The sequence below is a fragment of the Lacisediminihabitans sp. genome, assembly GCF_036404185.1.
In the GTDB taxonomy this organism is placed as follows: domain Bacteria; phylum Actinomycetota; class Actinomycetes; order Actinomycetales; family Microbacteriaceae; genus Lacisediminihabitans.
This window is the reverse complement of the sequence record NZ_DASWPB010000074.1, coordinates 1-25,541: the sequence shown is the minus strand read 5'-3', so window position 1 is coordinate 25,541 and position 25,541 is coordinate 1. Positions and strand designations below refer to the sequence as shown.

Sequence of the window (25,541 nt, the reverse complement as noted above, 5' to 3'; positions counted from 1 at the left end):
CGGATGATGCAGCCGCCGCGCCAGATCTTGGCGATGTCACCCTTGTGGATGTCCCATCCGTACTCCTCGGCGCCGGCGACGATCTCGTCGAAGCCCTGGCTGTAGGCGATGATCTTCGAGGCGTAGAGCGCGAGCCGCACGTCCTCGACGAAGGCGTCGGGGTCGTCGACGGTCCAGGTCTCGGACGGGCCGGGCAGGTCGGATGCCGCGGCGCGCTGTGCCGGCTTGGACGACAGCGAGCGGGCGAACACGGCCTCGGCGATGCCGGAGACCGGGATGCCCAGGTCGAGGGCGGTCTGCACGGTCCAGGCGCCGGTGCCCTTCGCTCCCGCCTGGTCGACGATGACGTCGACGAGCGGCTTGCCCGTCTTCGTGTCGGTCTGACGCAGGACCTCGGCGGTGATCTCGATGAGGTAGCTCTCGAGCTCCGTCGTGTTCCAGGCGGCGAAGATGTCGGCGATCTCCGCCGGGCTCTTGCCGGTCCCGCGGCGGATGAGGTCGTACGCCTCGGCGATGAGCTGCATGTCGGCGTACTCGATGCCGTTGTGGATCATCTTGACGAAGTGTCCGGCGCCGTCGGTGCCGACGTGGGTCACGCAGGGCTCACCCTCTGCGACCGCGGCGATCGACTTGAGGATCGGTCCCAGGGTCTCCCACGCCTCGGCGGAACCGCCCGGCATGATCGACGGACCCTTGAGCGCGCCCTCCTCGCCGCCGGAGATCCCCGCGCCGACGAAGTTGATGCCGGTCTCGCGCACCGCCTTCTCGCGGCGGATGGTGTCGGTGAACAGCGCGTTGCCGCCGTCGACGATGATGTCGCCCGGCTCGAAGACGCGGGTCAGCTCATCAATGACGGCATCCGTGCCCCTGCCCGCCTGGACCATGATGATCGCCGTCCGCGGCTTGCTCAGCGCCGCCGCGAACTCCTCGTAGCTCGTCGTCCCGATGAACTCGGCCTCTGGATGCTCGGTGAGGAGGGTCTCCGTCCTCTCGTGGGAGCGGTTGAAGACCGCGACGGTGTTGCCTTCTCTGCTCGCGAGGTTGCGTGCGAGGTTGCTGCCCATCACGGCCAGCCCCACTACGCCGATGTTTGCCTGGGATTCGGCCATGATGTCTCCTTGCTCACGCGTGATTTGGACCGCCTACCAGGCTAGCCGTTTTGCATGACCACTAACCTTGTGGCATGTCCGCGACACCCACAGCCCCACCCCTTCTCGTCATCATGGGGGTGTCGGGATCGGGCAAGACCACGATCGGCGGCCTGCTCGCCGCCCAGTTGGGGGTGCCGTTCGAGGATGCCGACGGGCTGCATCCGGCGGCGAACGTCGCGAAGATGGCGGCCGGGCATCCGCTCACCGACGACGACCGCTGGCCCTGGCTCGCGGTCGTCGGCGCTCATCTCGCCGCCGCGGAGAAGACGGGGCTGGTCATGGCCTGCTCCGCGCTGAAGCGGTCCTATCGCCGCGCGATCCTCGACGAGGAGCCCGCCACCCGGTTCGTCTTCCTGACGGGGGAGCGCGAGCTACTGGATGCCCGCATGGCCGCTCGCAAGGGGCATTTCATGCCGGAGTCCCTGCTCGACTCACAGTTGGCCACGCTGGAGCCGCTGGCGCCGGACGAGCCGGGGGTGACCCTCGTGCTGACGGCGGAGTCGACGCCCGATGAGCTGGCCAGGCGCGCGATCGGCCTGCTGCTCGCCCGCGACCACTGATCGGATCGCCAGAGCGGCCCGTGCCCGTGTAAGCTCTGTCCCTGGGTTTCGATCCGTGGTGCCGCGTGCGCCGCGATCGTCCCGGAACTTCGGCGAGGGATCGTCGGCCGCCCCGTGAGGCGCGGTGGGCATCCGTGATCGACGCGGTGGAGCGGCCTGGCTGGCAACAGCCCTCAAGTCTTTCCTCACGCTGATGCGTTCGAGTTGAAAACCATATACGAGGGCCCGACGGCTCGCTAAGGAGAAATTCATGTCCGAGAAGAAGGCTCAGAAAGAGCTGACCAACCAGATCGACGCCGAGCTGCGCACCACCTTCGGCAAGGGCGTCGCCCGCAAGCTGCGCGCCGCGGGCAAGGTCCCTGCCGTCGTCTACGGCCACGGCACCGACCCCAAGCACGTGAGCCTTCCCGCCCACGAGGTCGCGCTGCTGCTGCGCAAGGCGAACGCCATCCTCGACCTCCAGATCGAGGGCGAGAGCCAGCTCGCCCTCGTCAAGGACGTGCAGAAGGACCCGCTGCGCCAGATCATCGAGCACATCGACCTGATCGTGCTGCGCAAGGGCGAGCGTGTCGAGGTCGACGTCGCCATCCACGTCCAGGGCGAGCCGGTCGCCGGACTCGTCGCCGATCAGGATGCGAAGACCCTCAGCCTCGAGGTGCTCGCCACCAACATCCCCGAGAACGTCGTGGTCAGCGTCGAGGGCATGGAGGCGGGCACTCACATCCTCGCGGGGGACATCGAGCTCCCGGAGGGCGCCGTGCTGCTCACCGACCCGGAGGTCGTCGTCGTGGCGATCAGCATCCCCGCCGAGCAGGACCTCGGCGAGGAGCCGGAGGTCGCCGTCGAGGCACCCGCCGAGGAGTCGGCGGAGTAGTTCGGCCGGTCCTCGTCCCGCTTATCTCGCTGACCCTGGTCTTCCATGGACACCACTCAGTGGCTCGTAGTCGGGCTCGGCAACCCCGGGCCCGACTACGCGAGCAATCGCCACAACGTCGGCCAGATGGTGCTCGCCGAGCTCGCCGACCGCATGCACGCGTCGTTCCGCTCGCACAAGACCAATTCGATGGTCGCGGAGGGGCGCACCGGGCTCGAGGGCCCGCGGCTCATCCTCGCGAAGCCGAACTCGTTCATGAACCTGTCCGGCGGCCCGGTCGCGGGGCTGCTCAAGTTCTTCTCGCTCGACCCCTCCCGCCTCATCGTCGTCCACGACGAGCTCGACATCCCCTTCGACCGGATCCGGCTCAAGTTCGGCGGCGGCCACGGCGGCCATAACGGCCTGCGCGACATCGTGTCGGCGGTCGGCACCGGCGACTTCACCAGGGTGAGGGTCGGCATCGGCAGGCCGCCAGGACGCCAGGCCGCGGCCGACTTCGTGCTGCACGACTTCGGCTCGACCGAGCGCTCCGTGCTGCCCAGCCTGCTGACGGATGCCGCGGACGCGGTCGAGTCGATCGCCAGGGACGGCCTCACGGCGGCCCAGCTCCGGTTCCACACCGCCTCGGAGTAGCACTCCGCGTGTGCGCTGAGCGTAAGCCGGCTCCCGTGTCCCGGGCAGGTCGTAGACTTTCCCGGTGATCCTTCAGGGCTTGAACTCTGCGCTCAAGCGCGCCCACACGGTCGAAAACGCCCTCGGATACGCCGATCGCAGCGCCGATTTCTCGCTCGTCGACGGCCTTCGGGCCCCGCTCCTGACGGGTCTCCTGGATGCCCGCGGCGGCCCCCAGGCGCTGCTCGCGATCGTCGCCACCGGCCGGGACTCCGAGTCCCTGCGGGCGGCCCTCGGCAGCATCGCCCCGGCGGCCGAGGTCATCGAGTTCCCCGCCTGGGAGACCCTCCCGCACGAGCGGCTGAGTCCGAGCGCGGAGACGGTCGGCAAACGCATCCGCGCGCTTCGCCACCTCCAGCGCTGGGAACGGAACCCGACGGGAGATCTCGTCGTCGTCGCGAGCGTGCGGGCCGCCCTCCAGCCGCTCGCCGACAACCTGACCAGCCTCGAGCCGCTCGAGCTCGTCGCCGGCGGTCGGGGCTACAACCTCGCGGGCCTGTCCACCCAGCTCGTCGACCTCGCCTACTCGCGGGTCGACATGGTCACCCGCCGCGGCGAGTTCGCGGTGCGCGGCGGGATCCTCGACGTCTTCGCGCCGACGGCCGAGCATCCGTGGCGGGTCGAGTTCTTCGGCGACGAGGTGGAGCAGATCCGCGAGTTCGCGGTCGCCGACCAGCGGTCGCTTCCCGACGCCGTGCAGCGGGTCGAGCTGCCGGCCAGCCGGGAGCTGCTGCTGAGCCCCCCGGTGAGACAGCGGGCCAAGGAGATGCAGCACGAGTTCCCGAGCCTCGCCCAGATGCTCGCCAAGATCGCCGAGGGCATCCCCGTCGACGGCATGGAGTCGCTCGCCCCCGCGCTCGTCGACCGGCTCGTGCCGCTCACCCATTACCTGCCGGCCGGCGCCGCGATCGCGGTGCTCGCTCCCGAGCGCGTCGCGAGTCGCGCGGTGAGCCTCGTCGAGACGAACCGCGAGTTCCTCAGCGCGGCCTGGAACGCCGCGACGGCCGGGGCGGAGGCGCCGATCGACCTCGACTCCGGCGACTTCCTCAGCCTGACGGCGCTGCGCGAGTCCGCCGGCGACCGGGCGTGGTGGACGCTCAGCTCCTTCGACAGCGGGGCGGCGGATGCGCAGTCGCCGACGAGCGAGCTCCGCGACGGCGACCACTACATCCGCATCGATGCGGCCACCGTCCCCGCCTTCCAGGGGCAGGCCGAGGGGGCGATCGACTACGTCGGTGACCGGCTGAAGGACGGCTGGACGGTCGTCGTCGTCGCCCAGGGACACGGCCTGGTCGAACGAGCGGCCGAGGCCCTCGGCGAGCACGGATTCGCCGCGCGGGTCGTCGAGGACCTTCCGGGCGACCCGGAGGCCGGTGTCGCCTATCTGCTCAAGGCATCCGTCGAGCACGGCTTCGAGCTGCCGGAACTCAAGTTGGTCCTGCTCAGCGAGAGCGAGTTCTACGGGCGGGCGGCCGGCTACGACGCCCGCCAGGTCAAGAAGCTCGCCAGCCGGCGCAAGAACGTCGTCGATCCGCTGCAGCTCAAGGCGGGCGACTTCGTGGTGCACGAGACGCACGGCATCGGCAAGTTCGTCGAGCTCGTGCAGCGAGAGGTCTCGACGGGAGGCCGCAACCCGGTCAAGAACAACCGGGAGTACCTGCTCATCGAGTACGCGCCGTCCAAGCGCGGATATCCGGGCGACAAGCTCTACGTGCCGACGGATCAGCTCGACCTGCTCACCCGCTACGTCGGGGGAGAGGCCCCGGCGCTCAGCAAGATGGGCGGCGGCGAGTGGGCCGCGCAGAAGGGCCGCGCCCGCAAGGCGGTGCGTGACATCGCGGTCGAGCTCGTGAAGCTGTACTCGGCGCGCATGGCGTCGAAGGGTCACGCCTTCCCGCCGGACACCCCCTGGCAGCAGGAGCTCGAGGACGCCTTCCCCTTCGTGGAGACCATCGACCAGCTCACGACCATCGACGAGGTCAAGGCCGACATGGAACGGCCGATCCCGATTGACCGGCTCATCTCCGGGGACGTCGGCTACGGCAAGACCGAGATCGCCGTCCGGGCCGCGTTCAAGGCGGTGCAGGACGGCAAGCAGGTGGTCATGCTCGTCCCGACCACGCTGCTTGTCAAACAGCACATGGAGACCTTCGCCGAGCGGTTCGCCGGCTTCCCCGTCCACCTGCGGGCGCTCAGCCGTTTCCAGACCGACAAGGAGTCGAAGGAGACCATCGACGGCATGGCGGACGGCACCGTCGACGTGGTCATCGGCACGCACCGGCTGCTCAGCCCGAGCATCCACTTCAAGGACCTGGGACTCGTCATCATCGACGAGGAGCAGCGCTTCGGCGTCGAGCACAAGGATGCGCTCAAGAAGCTGAAGACGAACGTCGATATCCTGGCGATGAGTGCGACCCCGATCCCGCGCACGCTCGAGATGGCGGTGACCGGCATCCGCGAGATGTCGACGCTGGCGACGCCGCCGGAGGACCGGCATCCGATCCTCACCTTCGTCGGACCGTACAACGACAAGCAGGTGGGTGCGGCCATCCGGCGGGAGCTGCTGCGGGAGGGCCAGGTGTTCTTCGTGCACAACCGGGTCTCCTCGATCAACCGGGTCGCCGCGCAGCTGGCGGAGATCGTCCCCGAGGCCCGCATCGCCGTCGCCCACGGCCAGCTGCCCGAGCACGTGCTCGAGCAGGTCATGGTCGACTTCTGGGAGCGCAAGTTCGACGTGCTCGTCTCGACGACCATCATCGAGACCGGTCTCGACATCGCCAACGCGAACACGCTCATCATCGACAGGGCCGACAAGTACGGCCTGTCCCAGCTGCACCAGCTGCGCGGGCGGGTCGGCCGCGGCAGGGAGCGCGCCTACGCGTACTTCCTCTACGACGCGGACAAGCCGCTCGGCGAGATCGCCCACGACCGGCTCGCCACCATCGCCGCCAACAACGAGCTCGGTGCCGGCATGCAGGTCGCGCTCAAGGACCTCGAGATCCGCGGGGCGGGCAACCTGCTCGGCGGAGAGCAGTCCGGGCACATCGCCGGGGTCGGCTTCGACCTGTACCTCCGGATGATCGGGGAGGCGGTCTCCACCTTCCGCGGCGAGGTCGCCGAGGGGCAGACGGAGCTGCGGCTGGAGCTGCCGGTGGATGCGCACATCCCCGAGGAGTATGTCGAGAGCGAGCGGTTGCGGCTCGAGGCCTACCAGAAGCTGTCGACGGCCTCCTCGCCCGCGGCATCCGGCGACGCCATCGACTCCGTGCTCGAGGAGCTGACCGATCGGTACGGTGAGCCGCCCGTGCAGGTGCTCAACCTCATCGCGGTGTCGCGGCTGCGGCGGATGGCCCAGAAGGCCGGCCTCAGCGAGGTCGTCACCGCGGGCGGCAACCTGCGGGTGGCCAGCGCCGAGCTCGCCGACTCGATCCAGATCCGGCTGCAGCGGATGTTCCCCGGAGCAAGGTACTTCGCCCAGACGCGTTCGGTCTCCGTGCCGATGCCGATGAGGGCGGGCGTCGCGCTCGCCGACCGCGACCTCATCGAGTGGACGGGGCAGCTGCTCGTCGCGATCTTCGGGGCCGAGCTGAAGGTCGAGTCGGTTCCCGTTGAGTAGGGCGCTCTCTACCGGTGTTCGGAGAGCTCGCGCTCGGTCAGTGCGGCCAGCCGGGGGAAGTCGTGGACCACGGTGTTCCAGAGCAGCTCGACGTCCACGCGGTGGTACTGGTGGACCACAAAATCTCGATTGCGAGCCGCCTGCGCCCAGATGGGGTCGTCGGATCGTGCGGGATCGGCGGCCAGCAGCTTCTTGGCCAGGTCGCCGACGCGGTTGCTCAGCGCCTCGAATGCGAGCGGGAGGGCGCCATCGGAGAGATAGGCGTCATGACCGCGGTCGGCCAGCTCGCCGGCCGTGACGAGTGTCCGGTGCAGGTCATCGAGCCAGGCCAGGACGCGGTCATCCGGTTTGTTCACAGCGGGACCGACTGCTCGCGGATGTCGGCGTCGACTCCCGCGATGAGGGCCGACGAACTGACCACGTCCACCGCGCGAGTGAAAACCTGTTCGAGGTCGATGCCGAACTGGGCGAGATCGAAGAGGGAGGCATCCGGCTCCGGCTCCACCAACAGATCGATATCGCTGGTCTCCGTCTCCTCGCCCCTGGCAACGGAACCGAACACCGCCACCGCGCGGATGCGGTTGAGGGCGGCCAGCCGGACGACGAGCGCACGGCGCGACCGCAGCTGCTCGAGAACGGGAGGCCGTGGCTTTCCCCGGTCGGCGGCGAGCTCGCGATACCTGCCGTAGGGGAGGAGCACCGCCTCGGCCTGCCGATGGGAGCCGAAGATGATGGGGGCGGTTCCGTGGGAGCTGCGGAACCGGCGAAGGATCTGGGACAGCGAAGCCCTGGCGTCGGCGACCGAGGTCACCGCCTCCGGCTCCGGCGTATCCATGTTCCCAGGGTAGGCGCGTGGACGGAAGATGTACAGATACATGTACATATTGCCAGAGAGGTGCTCAGTCCTCGAGCAGCCCGCGGATGTCGTCGGCGGTGATGCCGGCGCCGAACGGGGTGTCGTCGTCCATGACGGCGTCGAACAGCCGCGCCTTGCGGTCCTTGAGCGCCATCACCTTCTCCTCGATCGTGTCGCTCGAGATCATCCGGTAGACGTTGACGGCGCGGGTTTGCCCGATCCGGTGCGTCCTGTCGATCGCCTGCGTCTCCGTGGCCGGATTCCACCACGGGTCGAGCAGGAACACGTAGTCGGCCTCGGTGAGGGTGAGCCCGAACCCGCCCGCCTTGAGACTGATCAGGAAGACCGGAGCATTCCCGTCCCGGAACCGCGAGATCACGGATGCGCGACCGCGGGTCGACCCGTCGAGGTACTGGTAGGCGATGCCGGCTGCCTCGAGCCGTGCGGCCGCCCTGCCGAGGAACGAGGTGAACTGGCTGAAGACGAGTGCCCGGTGCCCCTCGGCGATGACGTCGTCGAGCCGCTCGAACAGGGCCTCGAGCTTCGCCGACGGGATGTCGCCGTACTTCTCGTCCACGAGCGAGGCGTCGAGGCTGAGCATCCGCAGCAGCGTGAGCGAACGGAAGACGATGAACCGGTTGCGGTCGAGGTCCTCGATGAGCCCGAGCAGCTTCTGCCGCTCCTTCTGCAGAAAGGTCTCGTAGAGCCTGCGGTGGCGCGGAGTCAGTTCGACCCGGAGCACCTGCTCCTGTTTGGCGGGCAGCTCGGTCGCGACGAGCTCCTTGGTGCGCCGCATCATGAGCGGACGGATGCGGCGCTTCAGCTTCTCCAGCCGCGCCGGGTTCTCCGCGTCGGCGATCGGACGCAGATACTCGTCGGCGAACCGCCTGCGGGAGGGGAACAGCCCCGGCGCGACGATCTGGAACAGCGACCAGAGGTCCAGGAGGCTGTTCTCCATCGGCGTCCCCGTGATGGCCAGCTTGAACGGGGTCGCCAGGTCGAGCGCGCACTGGTGGGCCTTCGAGGCGGGGTTCTTGACGAACTGCGCCTCGTCCAGGATCAGCCCGGCCCAGGGCAGAGCCCGGTAGCTCTCGAAGTCGAGCCGGAACAGGGCGTACGAGGTCACGACCACGTCGGCGCCGAACGCGGTCTCGGCGATCGATAGCCCGCTTTTCGACTCTGTCGCCGTCACGGCTCGCGAGATCAGCCCGGGGGCGAACCGTTCCGCCTCGCTCAGCCAGCCCGCCACGACGGAGGTCGGGGCGACGACGAGGAACGGGGCGGACGGTGGGCTCTCGCTCGTGCGGCCGGCGACCGCGTGGCCGATCAGGGCGAGCGCCTGCAGGGTCTTGCCGAGCCCCATGTCGTCCGCGAGGATGCCGCCGAGCCGGTGCTCCCAGAGGAAGGCCAGCCAGTCGAGGCCATCCTGCTGATAGGGGCGCAGCGTCGCCAGCAGGCCCACGGGCACCGGTGTGGCGGGGAGGGGGTCGGCCGCGAGCAGCCCGCCGACGGTCCGCCGCCACGCCTGCGCCTGCTCGGTCTCGTCGGCGAGGTCCTCGAACTCCGACCAGAGACTCGCCTGGTAGCGGCTGATGCGCGGGCGCGTCTCCCACTCGGTCAGCTCGGAGGCCTCCGCCAGGAGCCGTCGCAGTTCGTCGAAGGCCGGGTGTTCCAGCGAGAGGTAGGAGTGGTCGATAAGCAGCAGCTTCGATTCGCCCTTGGACAGCGCCCGGAACAGCGGGGTGAACGGCACCGTTCGGCCCTCGACGGTGACGAGGACCCCGAGATCGAACCAGTCCGGCTGGTCGGTGGCCACGGTGGTGATGACCAGATGCGGCGCCTCGGTCAGCTCGCGATAGTCCGGCCGGTCCCCGACGAGGTCGACCCGCACCCCGGGCAGCGCCTCGAGGAGGGGAATGACCTTGTCGGCGAACTGGGCGGCCTCGATGCCGGCGAGCCGTGGCGACGACGGTAGCAGCTCGTCGACCGACGCGCGGATCATGGGTTCGGCATCCGGGTCCCGCGTCCCGTCCCAGCCGAGGCTCCAGCCCAGCCGCTGCTTCGGGGCGAAGGTCACGGTGACCACGAGTGTCGGCGGCGGGATCTCCGGCAGCGGCACCGTGCCATCCGTGCTCGTCAGCTCGACGGCGCGCCGGAGTCTCGGGTAGTAGTCCCGGAGGAACTCGGCCACGTCGGAGCCCGGGACGGTGACGGAGGCCCGGCTCAGCAGCCTGCGCTGCTCCTCGTCGATGGGCCTGAGGGTCGGCGCCAGATGGAAGGCCGGATGCTCGGAGAAGACGTAGAGGCCGTGGTCGCCGATGGGGCGGGCGGCCCCGGCGGGGAACGGCCGGCCGTCGATCGTGAGCGTCGTGCTGAGCCGGAACCCGTCGCCGATCGACTGGGCGCTTGCGTCGATGCCGAGCCGGGCCTCCGCGCCGATCGCGATCGTGGAGCCCTTTCCCGTCCCGGCCATCGTGATGCCGAGCGCGCGAGCCTCGTCGAACAGCTGCCACAGCAGCGGGCTGCCGAAAGAATCGAGGTAGAGCCAGTCGCCCTCCTGGGCACCGAAGGTCTCGCGGGTCGAGCGGTGCAGCGCGTGGAACTGGACGAACCAGCGGTGTTGATCCGGCCGGAGCTCGAGCCGACTGACGCGGTAGGGGAGGGTGCTCCAGGTGACGGTGGTGCGCACCCATTTCCCGGACGGGCCGAGAACTGCCGGCCGCACCGCCAGGGAGTAGCTCGATCCGGTGCCGAAGGGGGCGGTGGCGGTCCTCGCCGCCTTCCCCGACCAGTCGCTCCTCGATCGGGGCACCGGTTCCCGCAGCTCGAACAGCAGCGCCATGGGAACGGTGCGCCCGGTCGCTCCGGTGCCGGCGGATGTCTCGAAGACGGTCTTCCAGGCCGGTTGCGGCGGGAGCGGCGCGGCCCGACGATCGGCCCTGACCGCCCTCGCATTGCTCTCGAGGATGGTGGCGGCGACGTGCTTGCAGTCCGACCGCATCGGGCAGCTGCACGAGCTGTCCCGCGGCCGGCCGTCCTGTCCCAGCAGGATGCTGCACAGGTAGGGGCTCGGGCTCGTTCCCCGCACGATCCCGGTGAGGATGGCGGCATCCGTGTCCCAGCGGATCTCCGAGACCGCGCCGCGCCGCGCATAGTCCTGCCCGCGCCCGAAGAACACGGGGCCGACGAGGCGGACGATCTCGATCGCGTCTACCAGGGGAGCGAGGTTCGGCGGCATCCATTCATCGTCTCACGGGGCTCCGACGTGTCCGCCTCTTTTGTCTACAGGGTTCATCGTGGAGGAGTACTCCTCGAAGGCAGAGCGCGAGAATGGTCGGGTGATCGCGCCCATTGTCCTGCGTCCCTTCGCCCGGGATGACGCGGAGACCCTCACCGAGCTCATCCACCGTGCCTATGCTCCGCTCGCCGCGGCGGGGCTCAACTTCACCGGCGCCTATCAGGACGTCGCCGCCACCCTGCGGCGGGCATCCGGCGGACTGTGCCTGGTCGCGGAGCTCGACGGTGAGCTGGTCGGAACCGTCACGATGAGCAGTCCGCCGAGCCGCGCACTGCAGAGGCTCGCTCCGGGGGTGGCCGGCCGCAAGGACACCGTGTGGCTGAACCAGCTGGCCGTCGACCCGTCCCATCAGGGGGAGGGGATCGCGGGGCGGCTTTGGGACGAGGGTTGTGCCTGGGCCGTCCGGAACGGCGTGGAATGGATCGGCATCGACACCGCGGAGTCCGCGGAGCACCTGGTCGATCTCTACCGGCGCTGGGGTTTCGAGCCCGTCGAGACGATCCACTGGGATGGCAAGACGTACAACAGCATCGTCATGGTGCTCGCGGTCGGATGAGTCACCCGGATCCCGGCGCCCGGATTCCCTCGTCGCCTCGGTCGAACGGGTCGACCAGGTCGCTCCCGCCTTCAGGACGGTGCGACGGATCTCGCGGCGAGGCGCCGGCCTCGGTGCCCTCCACGACACCCTCAGGCCCGCAGCCCCAGAGTGAACGGCAACACCGCGTCCGCACCGGCGAGCCGGAGCCATCGTGCGGCGACCGTGAGCGTCCATCGGCTGTCGGCAAGGTCGTCCACGAGCAGCACGGGGCCATCGAGCCCCGCCAACCGGTTCGCGAGGGCCTCCCCGACCGCGAACCGGTTCCACACCGAGGCCAGCCGGTACGCGCTGTTGCCGCCCGGCTCGCTCGTGGACGGTTCGATCAGATCGAGCGAGCCGAGGAGGGGCAGCCTCCCCGCATGGGCCAGGCCGGCGGCGACCGATTGGACCAGCAGGGGGTGCCGGTCCGACGGCATCGAGACGATCCCGACCGGTCGGGTCTCCCAGGCCCAGTCGGCGAGCACCCGCACGCAGGCGCGGACGAGGCTCTCGCTTGCCGGCGCATCCGGAGTCTTCGGCGCGAACACCTCGCGGAGCGCGGTTCCCCAGCCGAGGTCGGTGAGGCGGGCGAGCGCGCGGCCCTCGAGCATCCGCTCGTCCCGGGGCAGGTTTCCCCGCACCGGCACGCCGAGCAGTCCTGCGCCGGTCGGCCACTGCGCTCGGGGCTCGATCGCGATTCCGACACGATCGAGCGAGGTCTGGGCCGCGATCGTCGCGTTGTCGGCGACGTCCGTGGGGTACCAGGCGCCCGCGCAGTTGTCGCAGCGCCCGCACGGCGCCGCCGTCTCGTCGTCGAGCGCCCGCTGCAGATATTCCATGCGGCATCCGGTCGTCGTCTCGTACTCGACCATGTGGCGCTGTTCGATCTCGCGTGCGGCGGCGATGCGCTCGTAGCGCTCGCGATCGTAGTTCCAGGGCAGTCCGGTGGCCATCCACCCGCCCTGTACCCGCCGCACAGCACCATCGACGTCGAGCACCTTGAGCAGAAGCTCGAGCGGGGTTCGGCGGATGTCCACCCGGCTCTCGAGCGCCGGAGTGGACAGCGGGCCGTCGGCGGCCGCCAGTGCCTCGAGCACGGCGGTGGCGCGAGCCTCGTTGGGCATGGACGACGTCGCGAAGTAGCGCCAGATCGCCTCGTCCTCGGTTCCCGGGAGGAGCAGCACGTCGGCGTTGTCGGTGGCCCGCCCCGCACGACCCACCTGCTGGTAGTAGGCGACGGGGGAGGAGGGCGCACCGAGGTGCAGCACGAAGCCCAGATCCGGCTTGTCGAAGCCCATGCCGAGCGCACTGGTGGCGACGAGTGCCTTCACCTCGTTGCGCTTGAGCGCGCCCTCCAGCTGCTCCCGTTCGAGGGGATCGGTCTGCCCGGTGTAGGCGCGGACGGTCTGCCCGGCGTCGCGGAGCAGCCGGGCGGTGTCCTCGGCGGCCGACACGGTGAGCGCGTAGATGATGCCGCTGCCCGGCAACTCGTCGAGATGGCTGAGCAGCCAGCCCAGCCTGGCGCGCGCATCCGGGAGGCGAAGGACTCCCAGGCGGAGGGACGCCCTGGCGAGCGGACCCCGGATGGTGACGACCGCCGCGCCGCCGAGCTGTTCCGCGATATCGGTGACCACCCGCCCGTTCGCCGTCGCCGTGGTCGCGAGCACGGGGACGTCCTCTGGCATGCGGGTGATGAGTTCGCGCAGCCGCCGATAGTCGGGGCGGAAGTCGTGCCCCCAGTCGGAGATGCAGTGCGCCTCGTCGACGACGAGCAGGCCGATGCGCCTGAGGAGTTCCGGCAGCTGCCTCTCGCGGAAGGAGGGATTGTTGAGGCGCTCCGGCGAGACCAGCAGGACGTCCACCTCGTCGGCCGCGAGCATCCGCTGAATCTCGGCCCACTCGTGCGGATTGGTGGAGTTGATGGCGACGGCGCGTACCCCGGCACGGGCCGCGGAGGAGATCTGGTCGCGCATCAGGGCGAGCAGCGGCGACACGAGGACGGTCGGACCCGCACCGCGACGGCGGAGTAGGAGGGTCGCGACGAAGTAGACCGCCGATTTGCCCCAGCCGGTGCGCTGCACCACGAGGGCACGGCTGTGCCGGTCGACGAGGGCCTCGATCGCCTCGTACTGGCCGTCGTGGAACGTCGCGTCGTCCCTCCCGACGAGGGTGCGCAGAATCTCGGCGGCGTCGGTGCGGGTGGTGGTCACGGTCACCAGACCAGCCTCTCAGATGGAGTCGTGGGGATCGGTCGATAGTCATGAAGAGAACCTAGGTGCCGACGCCGGTCCGGTGGCGGACACGAGGCGATCTGTGGGAATCGATCGAGTCCGGCCGCCTGTCAGGGACTCGAGGATCGTCATAGGCTGACTCGAGAAAGGTCGACCGTCATGTACACGATGCACTACGAGATCACCCTGCCGACGGACTACGACATGGGCATCATCCGCGCCAGGGTGGCGACCAGAGGCGGTGCGACGGACGACTTCCCCGGCCTGCGGTTCAAGGCCTATCTGCTTCGCGAGGCCGGTGTCGACGGCTCCCCGGTGAACCAGTACGCCCCGTTCTACCTGTGGGACGACACCGACGCGATGGGCGCCTTCCTCTGGGGCGGCAAGGGCTTCGGCGGCATCGTGACCGACTTCGGCCGCCCCGTGGTGCAGACCTGGGCCGGTGTGGATGTCCGGCGCGGTCGCGCATCATCGGCCGCGTTCGCGACGAAGGAGACCTACCCGATCCCTGACGGCGCCGACCCCGCGACGATCGTGCCCGTGCTGCAGGACACCCTGGAAGCCCGATCTCAGGCGCCGGGCGTTCACACCGCCGTGCTCGCCGTCGATCCCCGCACGTGGCAGGCGGTCCTCTTCACCCTGTGGGAGTCACGGCCGTCCGAGTCGCTCGCCGGCGTGCGTTATGCCGTGCTGCACCTTTCCGAGCCGGATCGCTCCTAAGCCGCCGGGGAGCCCACGACGGCCACTCCGATCCGACCGCCGTCGACGTCGACCACCGTGCCGTGGACGAAGGAGGCCTCGTCGCTCGCGAGGTAGACCGCCGCGCTGGCCACGGCATCCGGTCGTCCGCTTCTTCCCGCGGGCGTTCCCAGCATGAGGGTCTCGCCTCGGCCCGTCGCGGCTTCGTCCGACTCCCGCACGACGCCGGGCGAGATCGCGTTGACGCGCACCCCGCGCGGACCATATTCGGCCGCCCAGGCACGGGTGAGCGTCTCCACGGCACCCTTCGAGGACGTGTACAGCGCGCTGCCCGAGATGCCGAGTCGTGCCGCCCACGATCCCATATTGATGATCACGCCGTCACCGCGCTCGGCCATCGCCGGCGCGATGGCCGCGGTGAGGAAGAACGGGGCCTTCACGTTGACGGCGTAGACACGGTCGAAGGTCGCCTCGTCGATGTCCGTGGTCGGACCGCCGGGGAAGATCCCGGCATTGTTGACGAGGATGTCGATACGGTCGCCCAGCAGTGTGACGGCCGCGGTGGCCAGGGCCCTCGACGCCTGCGGGGTGCCGTCGAGGTCGGCCGCCACGAAGTCCGCGGAGCCTCCTGCCCGGCGGATTTCGTCGACGACCGCCTCGCCTCGGCGCGCGTCACGACCGGAGACGACGACGCGTGCACCCTCCGAAGCGAAGTGCAGCGCGATGGCCCTTCCGATGTTGCTCGTGGAACCGGTGATCAGAGCGGTCTTACCTGCCAGGCGTGTGCCCATGGTGGTCCTCCAAAAATGGACGTATCGTCCGTCTATGCCGGGATCCACCATATGGACGCTGCGTCCGGATGTCAATTAGGATGGCCGGATGACGTCGTCTTCCCCCAGGTCCCCTCGGGCGGATGCCCGTCGCAATCGGGACGCACTGGTGGCGGCGGGTGAGGCCCTGTTCGCCCGTCATGGGGCGAACCTGCCGTTCGAGGACGTCGCGCGCGAGGCGGGTGTCGGCAAGGGCACCCTGTACCGGCATTTCGCGACGCGGGATCACCTCGTCGTGGCCATCCTGCAAGATCGTTTCGACCGCCTGACGGACGAGGCGGTCGAACTCCTCGATTCGGAGTCGCCCTCCGCCGCCGTGGCCACCTGGCTGCGGGACTTCGACCGCTACCCACCTCGCGCGCGTGCGCTGGGCATCCGGGTGGGTGAGGGGCTGGCGGACGAGGGATCGGCCGTCGCAGCGGCATGCCGACCGATGAAACGGAGTTTTGGACGGCTTCTCGAGCGGGCTCAGGCCGCCGGGGAGATCCGCAGCGACGTCGATGTCGCCGAGCTCCTCACCGTTGTCGCCACCCTGCCGCAGCAGTTCCGGGATGCGAACGGTTCGAGCGCCTTTCTCGAGGTGATCATCAGGGGGCTGAGGGCTGAGACGGGATTGCCAGGATCGGGCTGACCTCGCTGGCCGCCTCTTTCCACAGGCAGGAGTTGTCCACCGATTTCGGATCGGCGGCTCGTCGCCATCGTCGCCACCACAACACTGGTCGCCATGCCCACTGTGATCAAGGCCACCGGCCATGCGGACGTCCTCGCCATGCTCCCTCACCTGCTCGGGTTCGTCCCGCGCGACAGCCTGGTTCTCCTGCCCTTTCGCGGCAGACGCACCTGCGGTGTGCTGCGACTCGATCTGCCTCCCGCTTCGCCGGCCGCGCAGAAACGGCTCGTCACCTACGCCATCGGCACGATCTGCAAGATCCCGGCCGTCGACGCCGTGCTCCCCGTGATCTACACGAGCGCCGAATTCGGGGAGACCACCACGATCCCGGAGGCGGAGTTCGCGAAGGTCGTGACGCGACGCATCCGACAGTCCGGTTTCGAACTGCGCGACGCCCTGTGCGTCGCGGGTGATGGCTGGGCCTGCTACCTGGACTCCGTGACCCCTGTCGGTGGTCATCCGCTCACCGAGATCGCGGACTCCGCCGCGGTGAAGGAGGTCCCCGAGCCTCTTCTGGCGAGATCGTCCGACACGGAAGGTCCGGAGCGGATTCCGGACGCCGATCCGGTCACGAAGGAGAAGACCGCGCGGGCGTTGGCGCGCTATCGCCGCTTCATGGACGGCCTTTATGCCCGCGACGTCGTTCCCCCGGAGCTCGAGCCGCTCGGGGACTTCCCGCTCTTCCTCGAGGAGGCGCTCCACTGGCACGACGAGAACGTGGAGCGGTACGGCGCCCTTCTGCTCTTCGTCGTTCAGGCGCCCCCGTTGCGGGATCTCGCGATGCTGCTGTGGGCGTCGGATCTGCGCCTCGGCGACCGTCTGTTCGAGGAGACCCAACGGACCGTCGGCGACATCGATGCCTTCGATGCCGACCTGGCGGACCTCCTGCTGGGGATCGGGCCGCGTCCCGATCCCGACCGTATCGAGCGGGGCATCCGGCTGATGCGTCGTCTCACCGCCTGGGTGGACACGACGGAACGGCTCGCCCCGCTCTGCATGCTCGGTTGGCTCAACTGGGCTCTCGGGCGAAGCTCCCTCGCCTCGCGCTACATCGCCGAGGCACGGAGCATCGATCCCGGGTACGGGATGGCGGAGCTTCTCGACACCATGCTGGCCAACGGGCTGCTGCCGGATTGGGCCTTCCAAGAACCGGACCTCGAGGAGTCGGCCGATGGGTGAGATCCCGCGCAGCAGGGCGCGACGGGCGCCGCTACGGCCTCCTCCGGTCGGACACCGCGAAACCGAGTTTGCGCAGCTCGTCGAACCAGAGCACGAGAGAACTGAGCCCGATGCACACGGCCCAGTGGACGGCATCCATCGGGGCCGTGCCGAACGCCCGCTGAAGGAACGGCAGCTGCACGACCGCGACCTGCAAAAGGACCCCCAGCCCGATGGCACCCCACAACCACCGATTGCTGAACAAGCCATGGAACGCGGTCGTGGTCTCGGAACGGGAATTGAGAGCGTTGAACAACTGAGCGAACACGAGGGTGGTGAAGCCCGCGGTGCGGGCGACCTCCAACGAGTCCACGCCGAAGCCGGGAATGGAGACGAGCCCACCGGCGAGGAAGAGATCGATGGCCGCCAGAGTCACCACGGCCATCACGACGCCGATGGAAAGGATGCCGCCCCACATCCGTCCGTCGATCGCCCGGTCTGCGGAGGAACGGGGCCCGCGCGCCATGACGTCGTCGATCTCGGGATCGACGCCCATGGCGAGTGCCGGCGCGGAATCGGTGAGCAGGTTGATCCACAGGATCTGCGTGGCCAGCAACGGAAGGACGACGGTCTCCCCGCTGGCGCCCGACAACCCGATGACCTCCGCCAGCACGATTCCGAGGAACACCGTGAGCACCTCGCCCATGTTGGACGACAGCAGATAGCGCAGGAATTTCTTGATGTTGTCGAAGATGATCCGGCCCTGACGCACCGCGGCGACGATCGTCGCGAAATTGTCGTCGGCGAGGATCATCCTCGCCGCCTCTTTTGTCACCTCGGTGCCGGTGATCCCCATCGCGACGCCGATGTCGGCGGCCTTCAACGCGGGCGCGTCGTTGACTCCATCGCCGGTCATCGACACGACGTGTCCGTCCGCCTGAAGGGCGTCGATGAGCCGCAGCTTGTGCTGCGGCGAGACACGGGCATACACCGAGACCTCTCGGGTCAGGTCGCGGAGGCCCTCGTCGTCGAGTTGGTCGAGCTCCGCACCGGCGATCGCGCGGCCACCGGCTTCGATGATTCCCAGGTCTTCGGCGATCCTGGCCGCCGTGCGCGGGTGATCGCCGGTGATCATGATCACCCGGACCCCCGCTCCATGCGCCTCGGAGATGGCCTGCGCCGCCTCCGTGCGTGGCGGGTCGATCATACCGGCGACGCCGACGAAGACGAGGTCCCGCTCGATCGATTCGTCTGCCTCCCCGGTCGGCAGATCGTCGGCCAATCGATAGGCGAGGCCAAGGGTCCGGAACGCCTCGTCCGACAGCGCCTCCACGTCCTCCAGCGTTCGCCGCCGCCGCTCGTCGGTCAGCGGCACGGTCGTGTCGCCGGTCTGGAGCCATCCGCATCGATCGAGCAGCACATCCGGAGCGCCCTTGCTGAACAGCACGACGGCGCCGTCGTCGTCGCGGTTCAGCGTCGACATCATCTTGCGTTCCGAGGTGAACGGGATCTGCGCCCGTCGTTCGAAGCGGCCGGCCCGCTCCGTGATCCCGGCGAGCTTGTGGGCGGCGACCAGGAACGCCGCCTCCGTCGGGTCGCCCTGGATCTCCCACTCGCCGTCGTGTTCCGAGAGCTGGGCGTCGTTGGCCAGGATTCCCGTACCGAGCATGAGCCGGGTCTCGGCGAGCTGCGCGCCGGTCAACTCGTGTCCGCGTCCGCGTCCGAGCACCTCACCGAACGGGCGGTATCCGGTCCCGGAGACGTCCGCCGTTCCGGAGGCGGTGGCGAGCCGCTGGATCGTCATCTGATTGCGAGTGAGCGTCCCCGTCTTGTCGGAGCAGATCACGGATGCCGATCCGAGAGCCTCCACCGAGTTCAGCTTCTTCACGACGGCGTTTTGTCGCGCCATTCGCTGCACCCCGAGGGCGAGCACCACCGACAGGATCGCGGGCAGCCCCTCCGGCACGGCGGCGACGGCGAGCGAGACCCCCAGCAGGAGCACGGTCGCCAGGTCGGCGGCCCCCCGGACGCCATCGACGACGATGATCGTGAGCATCACGACGAGGGCGATGGCGACCACGATGATCCCCAGCATCCTCCCGATGCGGTTGATCTCGTTCTGCAGCGGCGTCGGCTTCTCCGCCGTCGCATCCAGCATCTGGGCGATCGCCCCCATCTCCGTGCCCATGCCGGTTCCGGTCACGATCGCCCGGCCGACGCCCTGGACCACCGCGGTGCCCTTGTACACCATGTTGGCCCGGTCGCCCAGGGAAACCGGCCGCGGCAGGACGGCGGGACGCTTGGTGACCGCCTCGCTCTCGCCGGTGAGTGATGCCTCGGCGACGCGCAGTGCGCTCGCGCTGATGAGACGGGCATCCGCGCCGACCGCATCGCCCTCGCCGAGCACCAGCAGGTCACCGACCACGAGCCGAGACGATGGCACCGTGATCAGCTCGCCGTCGCGCAGGACGGTGGAGGATGCGGCGGTCATCGTGCTGAGCGCGGCGACGGCATTCTCGGCACGAGCCTCCTGAACGTAGCCGAGCAGGGCGTTGAGCACCACGATCGCGGCGATGACGATGCCGTCGATCGGAACCGAGTGGGCACCCTCCGCGATCCAGGCGATCACCGAGATGGCGACGGCGGCCAGCAGGAGATAGATCAGGGGGTCGTGGAATTGGGCGAGTACCTTGCGCCAGGTGGGGACGACCTTGGTCGCCCGCAGCTCGTTGGGCCCGTTCGCCTCGAGTCTGCGCTCCGCCTCAGCGGGGGAAAGTCCCGTCGCCGGCTCGACGCCCAGCATTCGGGCGATGGACCCGACGGAAACCAGCGACGGGTCGGTCGCTGCATCGCGGACGTCATCGTCGAACTCCACGGTGTCATTATCCTGCGCGGTGCCCGGTGTCCGATAGGGGCAAGGCGCTGGGTTCCCCTCCTCGACAGGCAGAGGCTCTCCGAGGTTATCCACCGTTAAAAACGCAGGTCAGGATCCGTATTCGATTGTCGGTGGTCCGCGCTTTACTGGGTTCATGAGCGAGACACTGCACGAGTTGGCCGGAGCGAAGGCTGCTCTGACGCGTGCCGCGCCCGTCGTGGCCGCTCTGCCCGATGACGAGCTCACCGCATCCATCGTCCTGGTCGAGGAGATCTCTCGACGGCTCGACGTGATCAAGGCGCAGGCGGCGGCCGAGCTCGCCCGTCGCAGCCGAAGGGAACTCGGTGATGCCGGCCTCGCTGCTCGTAATGGTCACCTCGTGCCCGAGTCCCTCCTGCGTGCGTTGACGCGGTCGAGTTACCAGGAGTCCGCTCGTCGCATCCGCGTCGGTACGCTGTTGACCGAGCCCGCGGAGTTCGAGGCGTTCGCCCACGCCGTAGCGCGGGGCGATGTCGGGATCGAGGCCGCGGATCGAGTGATCCGCACCCTCGCGCCCGTCGTGGACCAGATCGAGCCGGAACAGCTCGCCCGAGCGACGGACGCGCTTGCCGGTGGCGCAGTGACGCGGAATGTCGACGAACTGGGAGCGATGGCGCGGGATTTTCGGGACCGCCTCGACCGACAGGGGGTGGCGAACCGCGAGAGGCATCTCCATGCGCAGCGCTCGTTGCGCAGGGGCCCCGTGGTCGACGGTCTCAGGCGGGTTTCGCTCGTGCTCGACCCGGAATCCGATGTCATTCTCATCGGGGCCATCGATGCGGCCATGAGCCCTCGGCTCGGCGGCCCCCGGTTCACCGCTGCGACCGATCGGAGTCGTGCGAAGGACCTCCTCGAGGACGAGCGCAGCAACGAGCAGCTGGCGCTGGACATCCTCGTGGATCTCGTCCGGCTCGGCGTCGAGCGCGACGATGGTCGAATCCTCGGCAGCACCAGACCGGCTCTCCGCGTCACGATCGCCTATGAGGACCTCATTCGCGGCGTCGGGGACGAGGACGACGAGACCCCGGAGACCGGGATCGCCTGGTTGGAAGGGTCGATGGAGCCGCTTTCGGCGGCCACCGCGCGCCGCATCCTCTGCGACGCCGGTGCACTGCCGGTCGTCCTCTCCGGTGCGGGCCTACCGCTCGATCTCGGCCGGACGCGGCGATTGTTCACGACCGCACAGCGGGTGGCACTCGCGAACAGGGACGGCGGATGCCGCTGGCCGGGCTGTGACAGACCGCCTTCGTGGTGCGAGGCTCACCATGTTCTGCCCTGTTCTTCGGGCGGCCGCACCGATGTCGACAACGGACTGCTGCTCTGCCGGCGACATCATCTTCTCCTCCACAACTACGGCTGGCGCATAGAACGAAGGTCACCCGCCGAGGAATTCGTGCTGGTGCCACCGGCATCGGTCGACGTGACCCGCACGCCACGACCGATGCCGTCCAAACTGCCTCCATGGCTGAACGCGAAAGCGGGGTGACCCCGATGAGAACGATCCGACGATCGAGACGATGCTCGGGGAGGGCGGGCCAATCGCCGGGCGATGGTAGAGCCGCGGCAGACGGCCCGGATGATCTCCGCAGAATTCCACGGGATTCGCGGCCGAAATCGGGATCAAAGACGGGACTAAAGATAGGTAAGCGTTACCTAACTTTCACTACCGTGAGTGTCAGGCGTCGTCGGCGACGGTGATGCCCGAGCCTTCAGTGATGCCCGAGCCTTCACCTGAGGCGTCGTGAAGGTTGTCTGTCGAGAAAGCAGGGATCGTGACTCGCACATCATCGCGGAGCGGCTGCGGATGCCCGCTGCCCGAGGAACGTGGCGCCGTCGTTGACACGGCGTTTGTCGCGGCCGCCCTCGCCAGATCCGGTTCCGTCGAGACATCCGGCACGCCTGGCCTCAGCCTCGCCGACCTCCCGATCGGGGTCCGCGGCAACATCCTGGCCATCGACTCCGATGCCTCCCCGGCGCTCGGTCAGCGGCTCGGCGACCTGGGCTTTGTGGCCGGCACGGGGGTCGAGGCCGTGCGCCGGGCCCCGCTCGGGGATCCCGTCGTCTACCGGGTCTGCGGATACGACATCTGCCTTCGCCGGGCCCAGGCCCAGAAGATCCGCGTCGTCTCGCTCGGGTGAGCCGGCCGAGATGCTCGGTTGAGCCGGCCGAGATGCTCGGTTGAGCCGGCGGAGAGAAGAGAGCGAGGAGGAAGGTCGTCATGAAAGAGGGCTGTCATGACGGTGGCGGAGCCGTCACCGTCGCGCCTGCCGCGCAGCGCATGGCGCTCATCGGCAGCCCCAACGCGGGCAAGACGAGCATCTTCAACAGTCTGACCGGACTTCATGCGAGAACCGGCAACTACCCCGGGGTGACGGTCGGTCGTTCCATCGGCAGCTTCCGCTCCGGCGGCAGCCAATTCCTCGTCGAGGACCTGCCGGGCACGTACAGCCTCGATCCGATCAGCCCCGACGAGAAGATCGTCACCGACCTGCTGAACGGGCGGATCGAGGAGATCCGTCCCCCCGACGCGCTGATGATCGTGGTCGATGCCACGACCCTGAGGCGGTCGTTGCGATTCGTCGCCCAGGTGCTGAACCTGCACAAACCCAGCTGTGTCGTCGTCACGCTCACCGACGAGCTGATGCGCCGCGGCGGCCGCATCGACATCGACGGGCTCTCCAGGGCGCTCGGCGTCCCCGTCGTCCAGGTCATCGGCAATCGCGGTGTCGGAATCCAGGAACTGCGCAAGCGGCTCGTCGACTGGCAGAACTGGCCGCTGCCGCCCATGGAGGCCCCGCGGGACCCGGCGGAACTCGAATCGTGGACCGATTCGATCCTCGAAGCCGGGGACTACCGTCCGGCGCACTCCGACAGAGTCACCGAGCGGATCGACTCCGTCCTGCTCCACCCGGTGTGGGGCACGCTCGTGTTCTTCGGCGTGATGTTCTCGTTCTTCCAGATCATCTTCTCCTTCGCCGCCCCGCTGCAGGGGCTCGTCGAGACCCTCTTCGGCTGGCTGGGCTCCGTCGTCGACGATCGGGTGCCGATTCCCTGGCTCGCCGGCCTCCTCGGCGATGCCGTCATCGGCGGCGTGGGAGCCGTCGTGGTCTTCGTTCCGCAGATCCTGCTCATGTTCCTGCTCATCTCCCTGCTGGAGGGCGTCGGTTACATGTGTCGGGCGGCGTTCCTCATGGACCTGATCATGTCCAAGGCGGGGCTCGAGGGACGAGCCTTCGTCGCGCTGTTGTCGTCCTTCGCCTGCGCGGTGCCCGGCATCATGGCGACGCGCACCCTGCCATCGGCGAAGGACCGCATCGCGACGATGATGGGCGCCCCGCTCATGACCTGTTCGGCCCGGCTGCCCGTGTACATCCTGCTCATCGGCATGCTCGTGAGTCCGGATGCCCGGATCGGCCCGCTGCAGACGCAGGGGCTGATCATGTTCTGCCTCTATCTGCTCGGTGCCGTCTCCGCGATGATCGCCGCCTGGGTGGTCAAGAAGGTCCAGGACCGGCATGGCCTGCTCATGCCCTTCTACATGGAGATGCCGCCGTATCGGGTCCCCACCATCCGTACGATCGTGCTCTCCATGTGGGAATCGTCGAAGACCTTCCTCCGCAAGTGCGGGACGATCATCCTCACCACGACCATCCTGCTGTGGCTGCTGCTCAACCTGCCCCTGCACGGCACCGCCGAGCTCACCGCGGCGGGGGTCAACCCGGCCGACCGGGCGGCCACCACCTCCTACGTCATGGACCACAGCGCCGCCGCCGCGATCGGGCGTGCGGTGGAACCCGTGTTCGAGCCGCTCGGTTTCGACTGGCGGGTCAACGTCGGCATCGTCGCTTCGCTGTCCGCGCGCGAGACCTTCGTCGCGACCCTCGGGCAGATCGCCGCGGCCGAGAACCCGGAGAGCCCGGCGTCCGCGCTCAACTCGATGACCTACACCGATGGCCCGCACGTGGGGGAGCGCGTCTTCAGCCCGCCGACCATCGCCGCGCTGCTGCTGTTCTTCGTCTATGCCCTGCAGTGCATGTCCACCGTTGGCGTGATGCGGCGGGAGACGGGCACCTGGAAGTGGCCGGCCATCGCCTTCGGCTACATGTTCGTGCTGGCCTGGTCGACGGCGTGGCTTGCGCACACCATCGTCGCGGCAGTGACGGGGGTGCACTGATGATCCCCATCCATCCCGAACCGCTCGAGGACCGGGACGCCCTCCGCTGGGTCATGCCGGCCGGCACTCTCCGCGGTCGGGGTGCGGTGTCCAGCGCCCCGGGCAGGCTGGGTGAGCTCATGGGTGACGGCACCCTTGCCGGGATCGCCATCGACGGCTGCTCCGTCGTCACCCGGCTCGGCTCCGGGCACTCCTGGGCGGACGACGGAGCCACGGTCCGGACCGCACTCCATGGCGCCTTGGAGCGGCCGGACGAGTGGCGGGCGGAGATCCCGGAATGCCCGGAGGACGAACTGCTGCTCGACGCCGTGCGCACGGTGCTCGACGGGAGGGTCGGCGACTTCATCCGCTCGCACGGCGGCGACGCGGAGGTGGTGTCCGCGATCGACGGGGTGGCGACCGTTCGACTGCGCGGCGCGTGCTCCGGATGCCCGGCGGCGGGGTTCACCCTTCACGCCCGGCTGGAGAGGGCCGTTCGCGAGCGGTACCCCGGTCTTCGCGACGTCGTCGCGGTCTAGCTGTACTGAGCCGGGAATGTTCGCGGCCTCCTCGGCATTCATACCAGGGGCGGTCGTGCTGCCACGCCGGAAAAGTGTGGGCTTCCGGGCGAGCGCGGAGCCAGAAGACCACAAGAAGAAGAAGGTGTGCGTGACCCGCTCGAACTCCTCGGCAGCCGATTCCCCGGCCATGGACGTCGGTTTCCGATCGGAACGCGGACCGATCCTCATCGCCCTCATGGTCACGACCGGCCTCGTCGCGATCGACTCGACCATCCTCGCGACCGCGGTCCCGACGATCACCCACGACCTGGGCGGCTTCTCGCAGTTCCCCTGGCTGTTCTCGATCTACCTGCTCGCGCAGGCGGTGTCCGTACCGGTGTATGCCAAGCTGTCCGACGTCATCGGCCGCAAGCCCATCATCCTCATCGGCATCGGCCTCTTCCTGCTCGGTTCCGTGCTCTGCGGATTCGCCTGGAGCATGCCGGCGCTGATCCTGTTCCGCGTCATCCAGGGGCTGGGCGCCGGAGCCGTCCAGCCGATGGCGATCACGATCGCCGGTGACATCTACACGGTGGCCGAGCGTGCGAAGACGCAAGGGTATCTCGCGAGTGTGTGGGCGATCTCCTCCGTGGTTGGCCCGACTCTCGGCGGCGTGTTCTCGCAGTACCTGTCCTGGCGCTGGATCTTCTTTGTCAACGTGCCGCTCTGTGTGATCGCCGTCGTGCTGCTCGTGCGCACCTTCCACGAGAAGATCGAGCACC

20 protein-coding genes are annotated in these 25,541 nt (G+C 68.8%); 13 read left to right on the top strand and 7 right to left on the bottom strand.

Annotation, left to right across the window (positions count from 1 at the left end):
* Positions 1 to 1,109, bottom strand: a 1,109-nt coding sequence (gene gndA / locus VGC18_RS04245) for an NADP-dependent phosphogluconate dehydrogenase (protein ID WP_331094555.1), incomplete at its 3' end; no start/stop codon positions are given.
* A 74-nt stretch (positions 1,110 to 1,183) separates the two neighbouring features.
* Here gndA and VGC18_RS04240 point away from each other — a divergent pair.
* The 4 genes from VGC18_RS04240 (at position 1,184) to mfd (ending at position 6,873) form a co-directional block, all read left to right on the top strand.
* On the top strand, positions 1,184 to 1,711 hold the full coding sequence (locus VGC18_RS04240; protein ID WP_331094554.1) for a gluconokinase: 528 nt from the start codon (positions 1,184 to 1,186) through the stop codon (positions 1,709 to 1,711).
* Positions 1,712 to 1,961: 250 nt separating this feature from the next.
* Positions 1,962 to 2,585: a 50S ribosomal protein L25/general stress protein Ctc gene (locus VGC18_RS04235; RefSeq protein WP_331094552.1), complete on the top strand. Its 624-nt coding sequence runs from the start codon at positions 1,962 to 1,964 to the stop codon at positions 2,583 to 2,585.
* A 45-nt stretch (positions 2,586 to 2,630) separates the two neighbouring features.
* The gene (gene pth, locus VGC18_RS04230; RefSeq protein ID WP_331094550.1) at positions 2,631 to 3,218 is read left to right on the top strand and encodes an aminoacyl-tRNA hydrolase; all 588 of its coding nucleotides are present in this window, start codon (positions 2,631 to 2,633) and stop codon (positions 3,216 to 3,218) included.
* Positions 3,219 to 3,282: 64 nt separating this feature from the next.
* Positions 3,283 to 6,873, top strand: a complete 3,591-nt coding sequence (gene mfd, locus VGC18_RS04225; protein ID WP_331094548.1) for a transcription-repair coupling factor — start codon at positions 3,283 to 3,285, stop codon at positions 6,871 to 6,873.
* Positions 6,874 to 6,881: 8 nt separating this feature from the next.
* Here mfd and VGC18_RS04220 read toward each other — a convergent pair whose 3' ends face one another.
* From VGC18_RS04220 to VGC18_RS04210, 3 genes are all read right to left on the bottom strand, one after another.
* The gene (locus VGC18_RS04220) at positions 6,882 to 7,229 is read right to left on the bottom strand and encodes a DUF86 domain-containing protein (protein ID WP_331094546.1); all 348 of its coding nucleotides are present in this window, start codon (positions 7,227 to 7,229) and stop codon (positions 6,882 to 6,884) included.
* Positions 7,226 to 7,708, bottom strand: coding sequence for a nucleotidyltransferase family protein (locus VGC18_RS04215; protein WP_331094545.1), 483 nt, complete (start codon positions 7,706 to 7,708; stop codon positions 7,226 to 7,228). Before VGC18_RS04215 ends, VGC18_RS04220 begins: the two co-directional genes overlap by 4 nt.
* A gap of 64 nt (positions 7,709 to 7,772) precedes the next feature.
* Positions 7,773 to 10,967 carry a DEAD/DEAH box helicase gene (locus VGC18_RS04210; RefSeq protein WP_331094543.1) on the bottom strand — a complete coding sequence of 1,065 codons (3,195 nt, stop codon included), beginning with the start codon at positions 10,965 to 10,967 and terminating at the stop codon, positions 7,773 to 7,775.
* Between the two features lie 100 nt (positions 10,968 to 11,067).
* Between VGC18_RS04210 and VGC18_RS04205 the strand changes: the two genes are divergently transcribed.
* A complete protein-coding gene (locus VGC18_RS04205) occupies positions 11,068 to 11,583 on the top strand; it encodes a GNAT family N-acetyltransferase (RefSeq protein WP_331094541.1) in 516 nt (171 codons plus the stop codon).
* Positions 11,584 to 11,714: 131 nt separating this feature from the next.
* Here VGC18_RS04205 and VGC18_RS04200 read toward each other — a convergent pair whose 3' ends face one another.
* Entirely contained in the window at positions 11,715 to 13,823 is a 2,109-nt protein-coding gene (locus tag VGC18_RS04200) for a RecQ family ATP-dependent DNA helicase (protein WP_414672852.1), read from the bottom strand.
* Positions 13,824 to 13,994: 171 nt separating this feature from the next.
* On the opposite strand from VGC18_RS04200, the gene VGC18_RS04195 reads away from it, so the two are divergent.
* Complete coding sequence (locus tag VGC18_RS04195) at positions 13,995 to 14,555, top strand: DUF4865 family protein (protein WP_331094539.1); 561 nt, start codon at positions 13,995 to 13,997, stop codon at positions 14,553 to 14,555.
* On the opposite strand, the gene VGC18_RS04190 is transcribed toward VGC18_RS04195, so the two are convergent.
* The gene (locus VGC18_RS04190) at positions 14,552 to 15,325 is read right to left on the bottom strand and encodes a glucose 1-dehydrogenase (RefSeq protein WP_331094537.1); all 774 of its coding nucleotides are present in this window, start codon (positions 15,323 to 15,325) and stop codon (positions 14,552 to 14,554) included. The genes VGC18_RS04195 and VGC18_RS04190 overlap by 4 nt on opposite strands.
* Positions 15,326 to 15,413: 88 nt before the next feature.
* Between VGC18_RS04190 and VGC18_RS04185 the strand changes: the two genes are divergently transcribed.
* Positions 15,414 to 15,995 (top strand): TetR/AcrR family transcriptional regulator, encoded by a 582-nt coding sequence (locus VGC18_RS04185; protein WP_331094535.1) that lies wholly within the window; start codon positions 15,414 to 15,416, stop codon positions 15,993 to 15,995.
* A 93-nt stretch (positions 15,996 to 16,088) separates the two neighbouring features.
* Positions 16,089 to 17,213 (top strand): DUF4192 domain-containing protein, encoded by a 1,125-nt coding sequence (locus VGC18_RS04180; protein ID WP_331094533.1) that lies wholly within the window; start codon positions 16,089 to 16,091, stop codon positions 17,211 to 17,213.
* 31 nt (positions 17,214 to 17,244) lie between these two features.
* Here VGC18_RS04180 and VGC18_RS04175 read toward each other — a convergent pair whose 3' ends face one another.
* Entirely contained in the window at positions 17,245 to 20,067 is a 2,823-nt protein-coding gene (locus tag VGC18_RS04175; protein ID WP_331094531.1) for a cation-translocating P-type ATPase, read from the bottom strand.
* A gap of 154 nt (positions 20,068 to 20,221) precedes the next feature.
* On the opposite strand from VGC18_RS04175, the gene VGC18_RS04170 reads away from it, so the two are divergent.
* The 5 genes from VGC18_RS04170 to VGC18_RS04150 all read left to right on the top strand — a co-directional run.
* Positions 20,222 to 21,592, top strand: coding sequence for an HNH endonuclease signature motif containing protein (locus VGC18_RS04170; protein ID WP_331094529.1), 1,371 nt, complete (start codon positions 20,222 to 20,224; stop codon positions 21,590 to 21,592).
* A gap of 286 nt (positions 21,593 to 21,878) precedes the next feature.
* Positions 21,879 to 22,244: a FeoA family protein gene (locus VGC18_RS04165; RefSeq protein ID WP_331094527.1), complete on the top strand. Its 366-nt coding sequence runs from the start codon at positions 21,879 to 21,881 to the stop codon at positions 22,242 to 22,244.
* A gap of 80 nt (positions 22,245 to 22,324) precedes the next feature.
* Positions 22,325 to 24,280, top strand: a complete 1,956-nt coding sequence (gene feoB / locus VGC18_RS04160) for a ferrous iron transporter B (protein ID WP_331094525.1) — start codon at positions 22,325 to 22,327, stop codon at positions 24,278 to 24,280.
* The gene (locus VGC18_RS04155) at positions 24,280 to 24,798 is read left to right on the top strand and encodes a NifU family protein (RefSeq protein ID WP_331094522.1); all 519 of its coding nucleotides are present in this window, start codon (positions 24,280 to 24,282) and stop codon (positions 24,796 to 24,798) included. Before feoB ends, VGC18_RS04155 begins: the two co-directional genes overlap by 1 nt.
* Before the next feature lie 169 nt (positions 24,799 to 24,967).
* On the top strand, positions 24,968 to 25,541 hold a 574-nt coding region (locus VGC18_RS04150), incomplete at its 3' end, for an MFS transporter (RefSeq protein ID WP_331094556.1).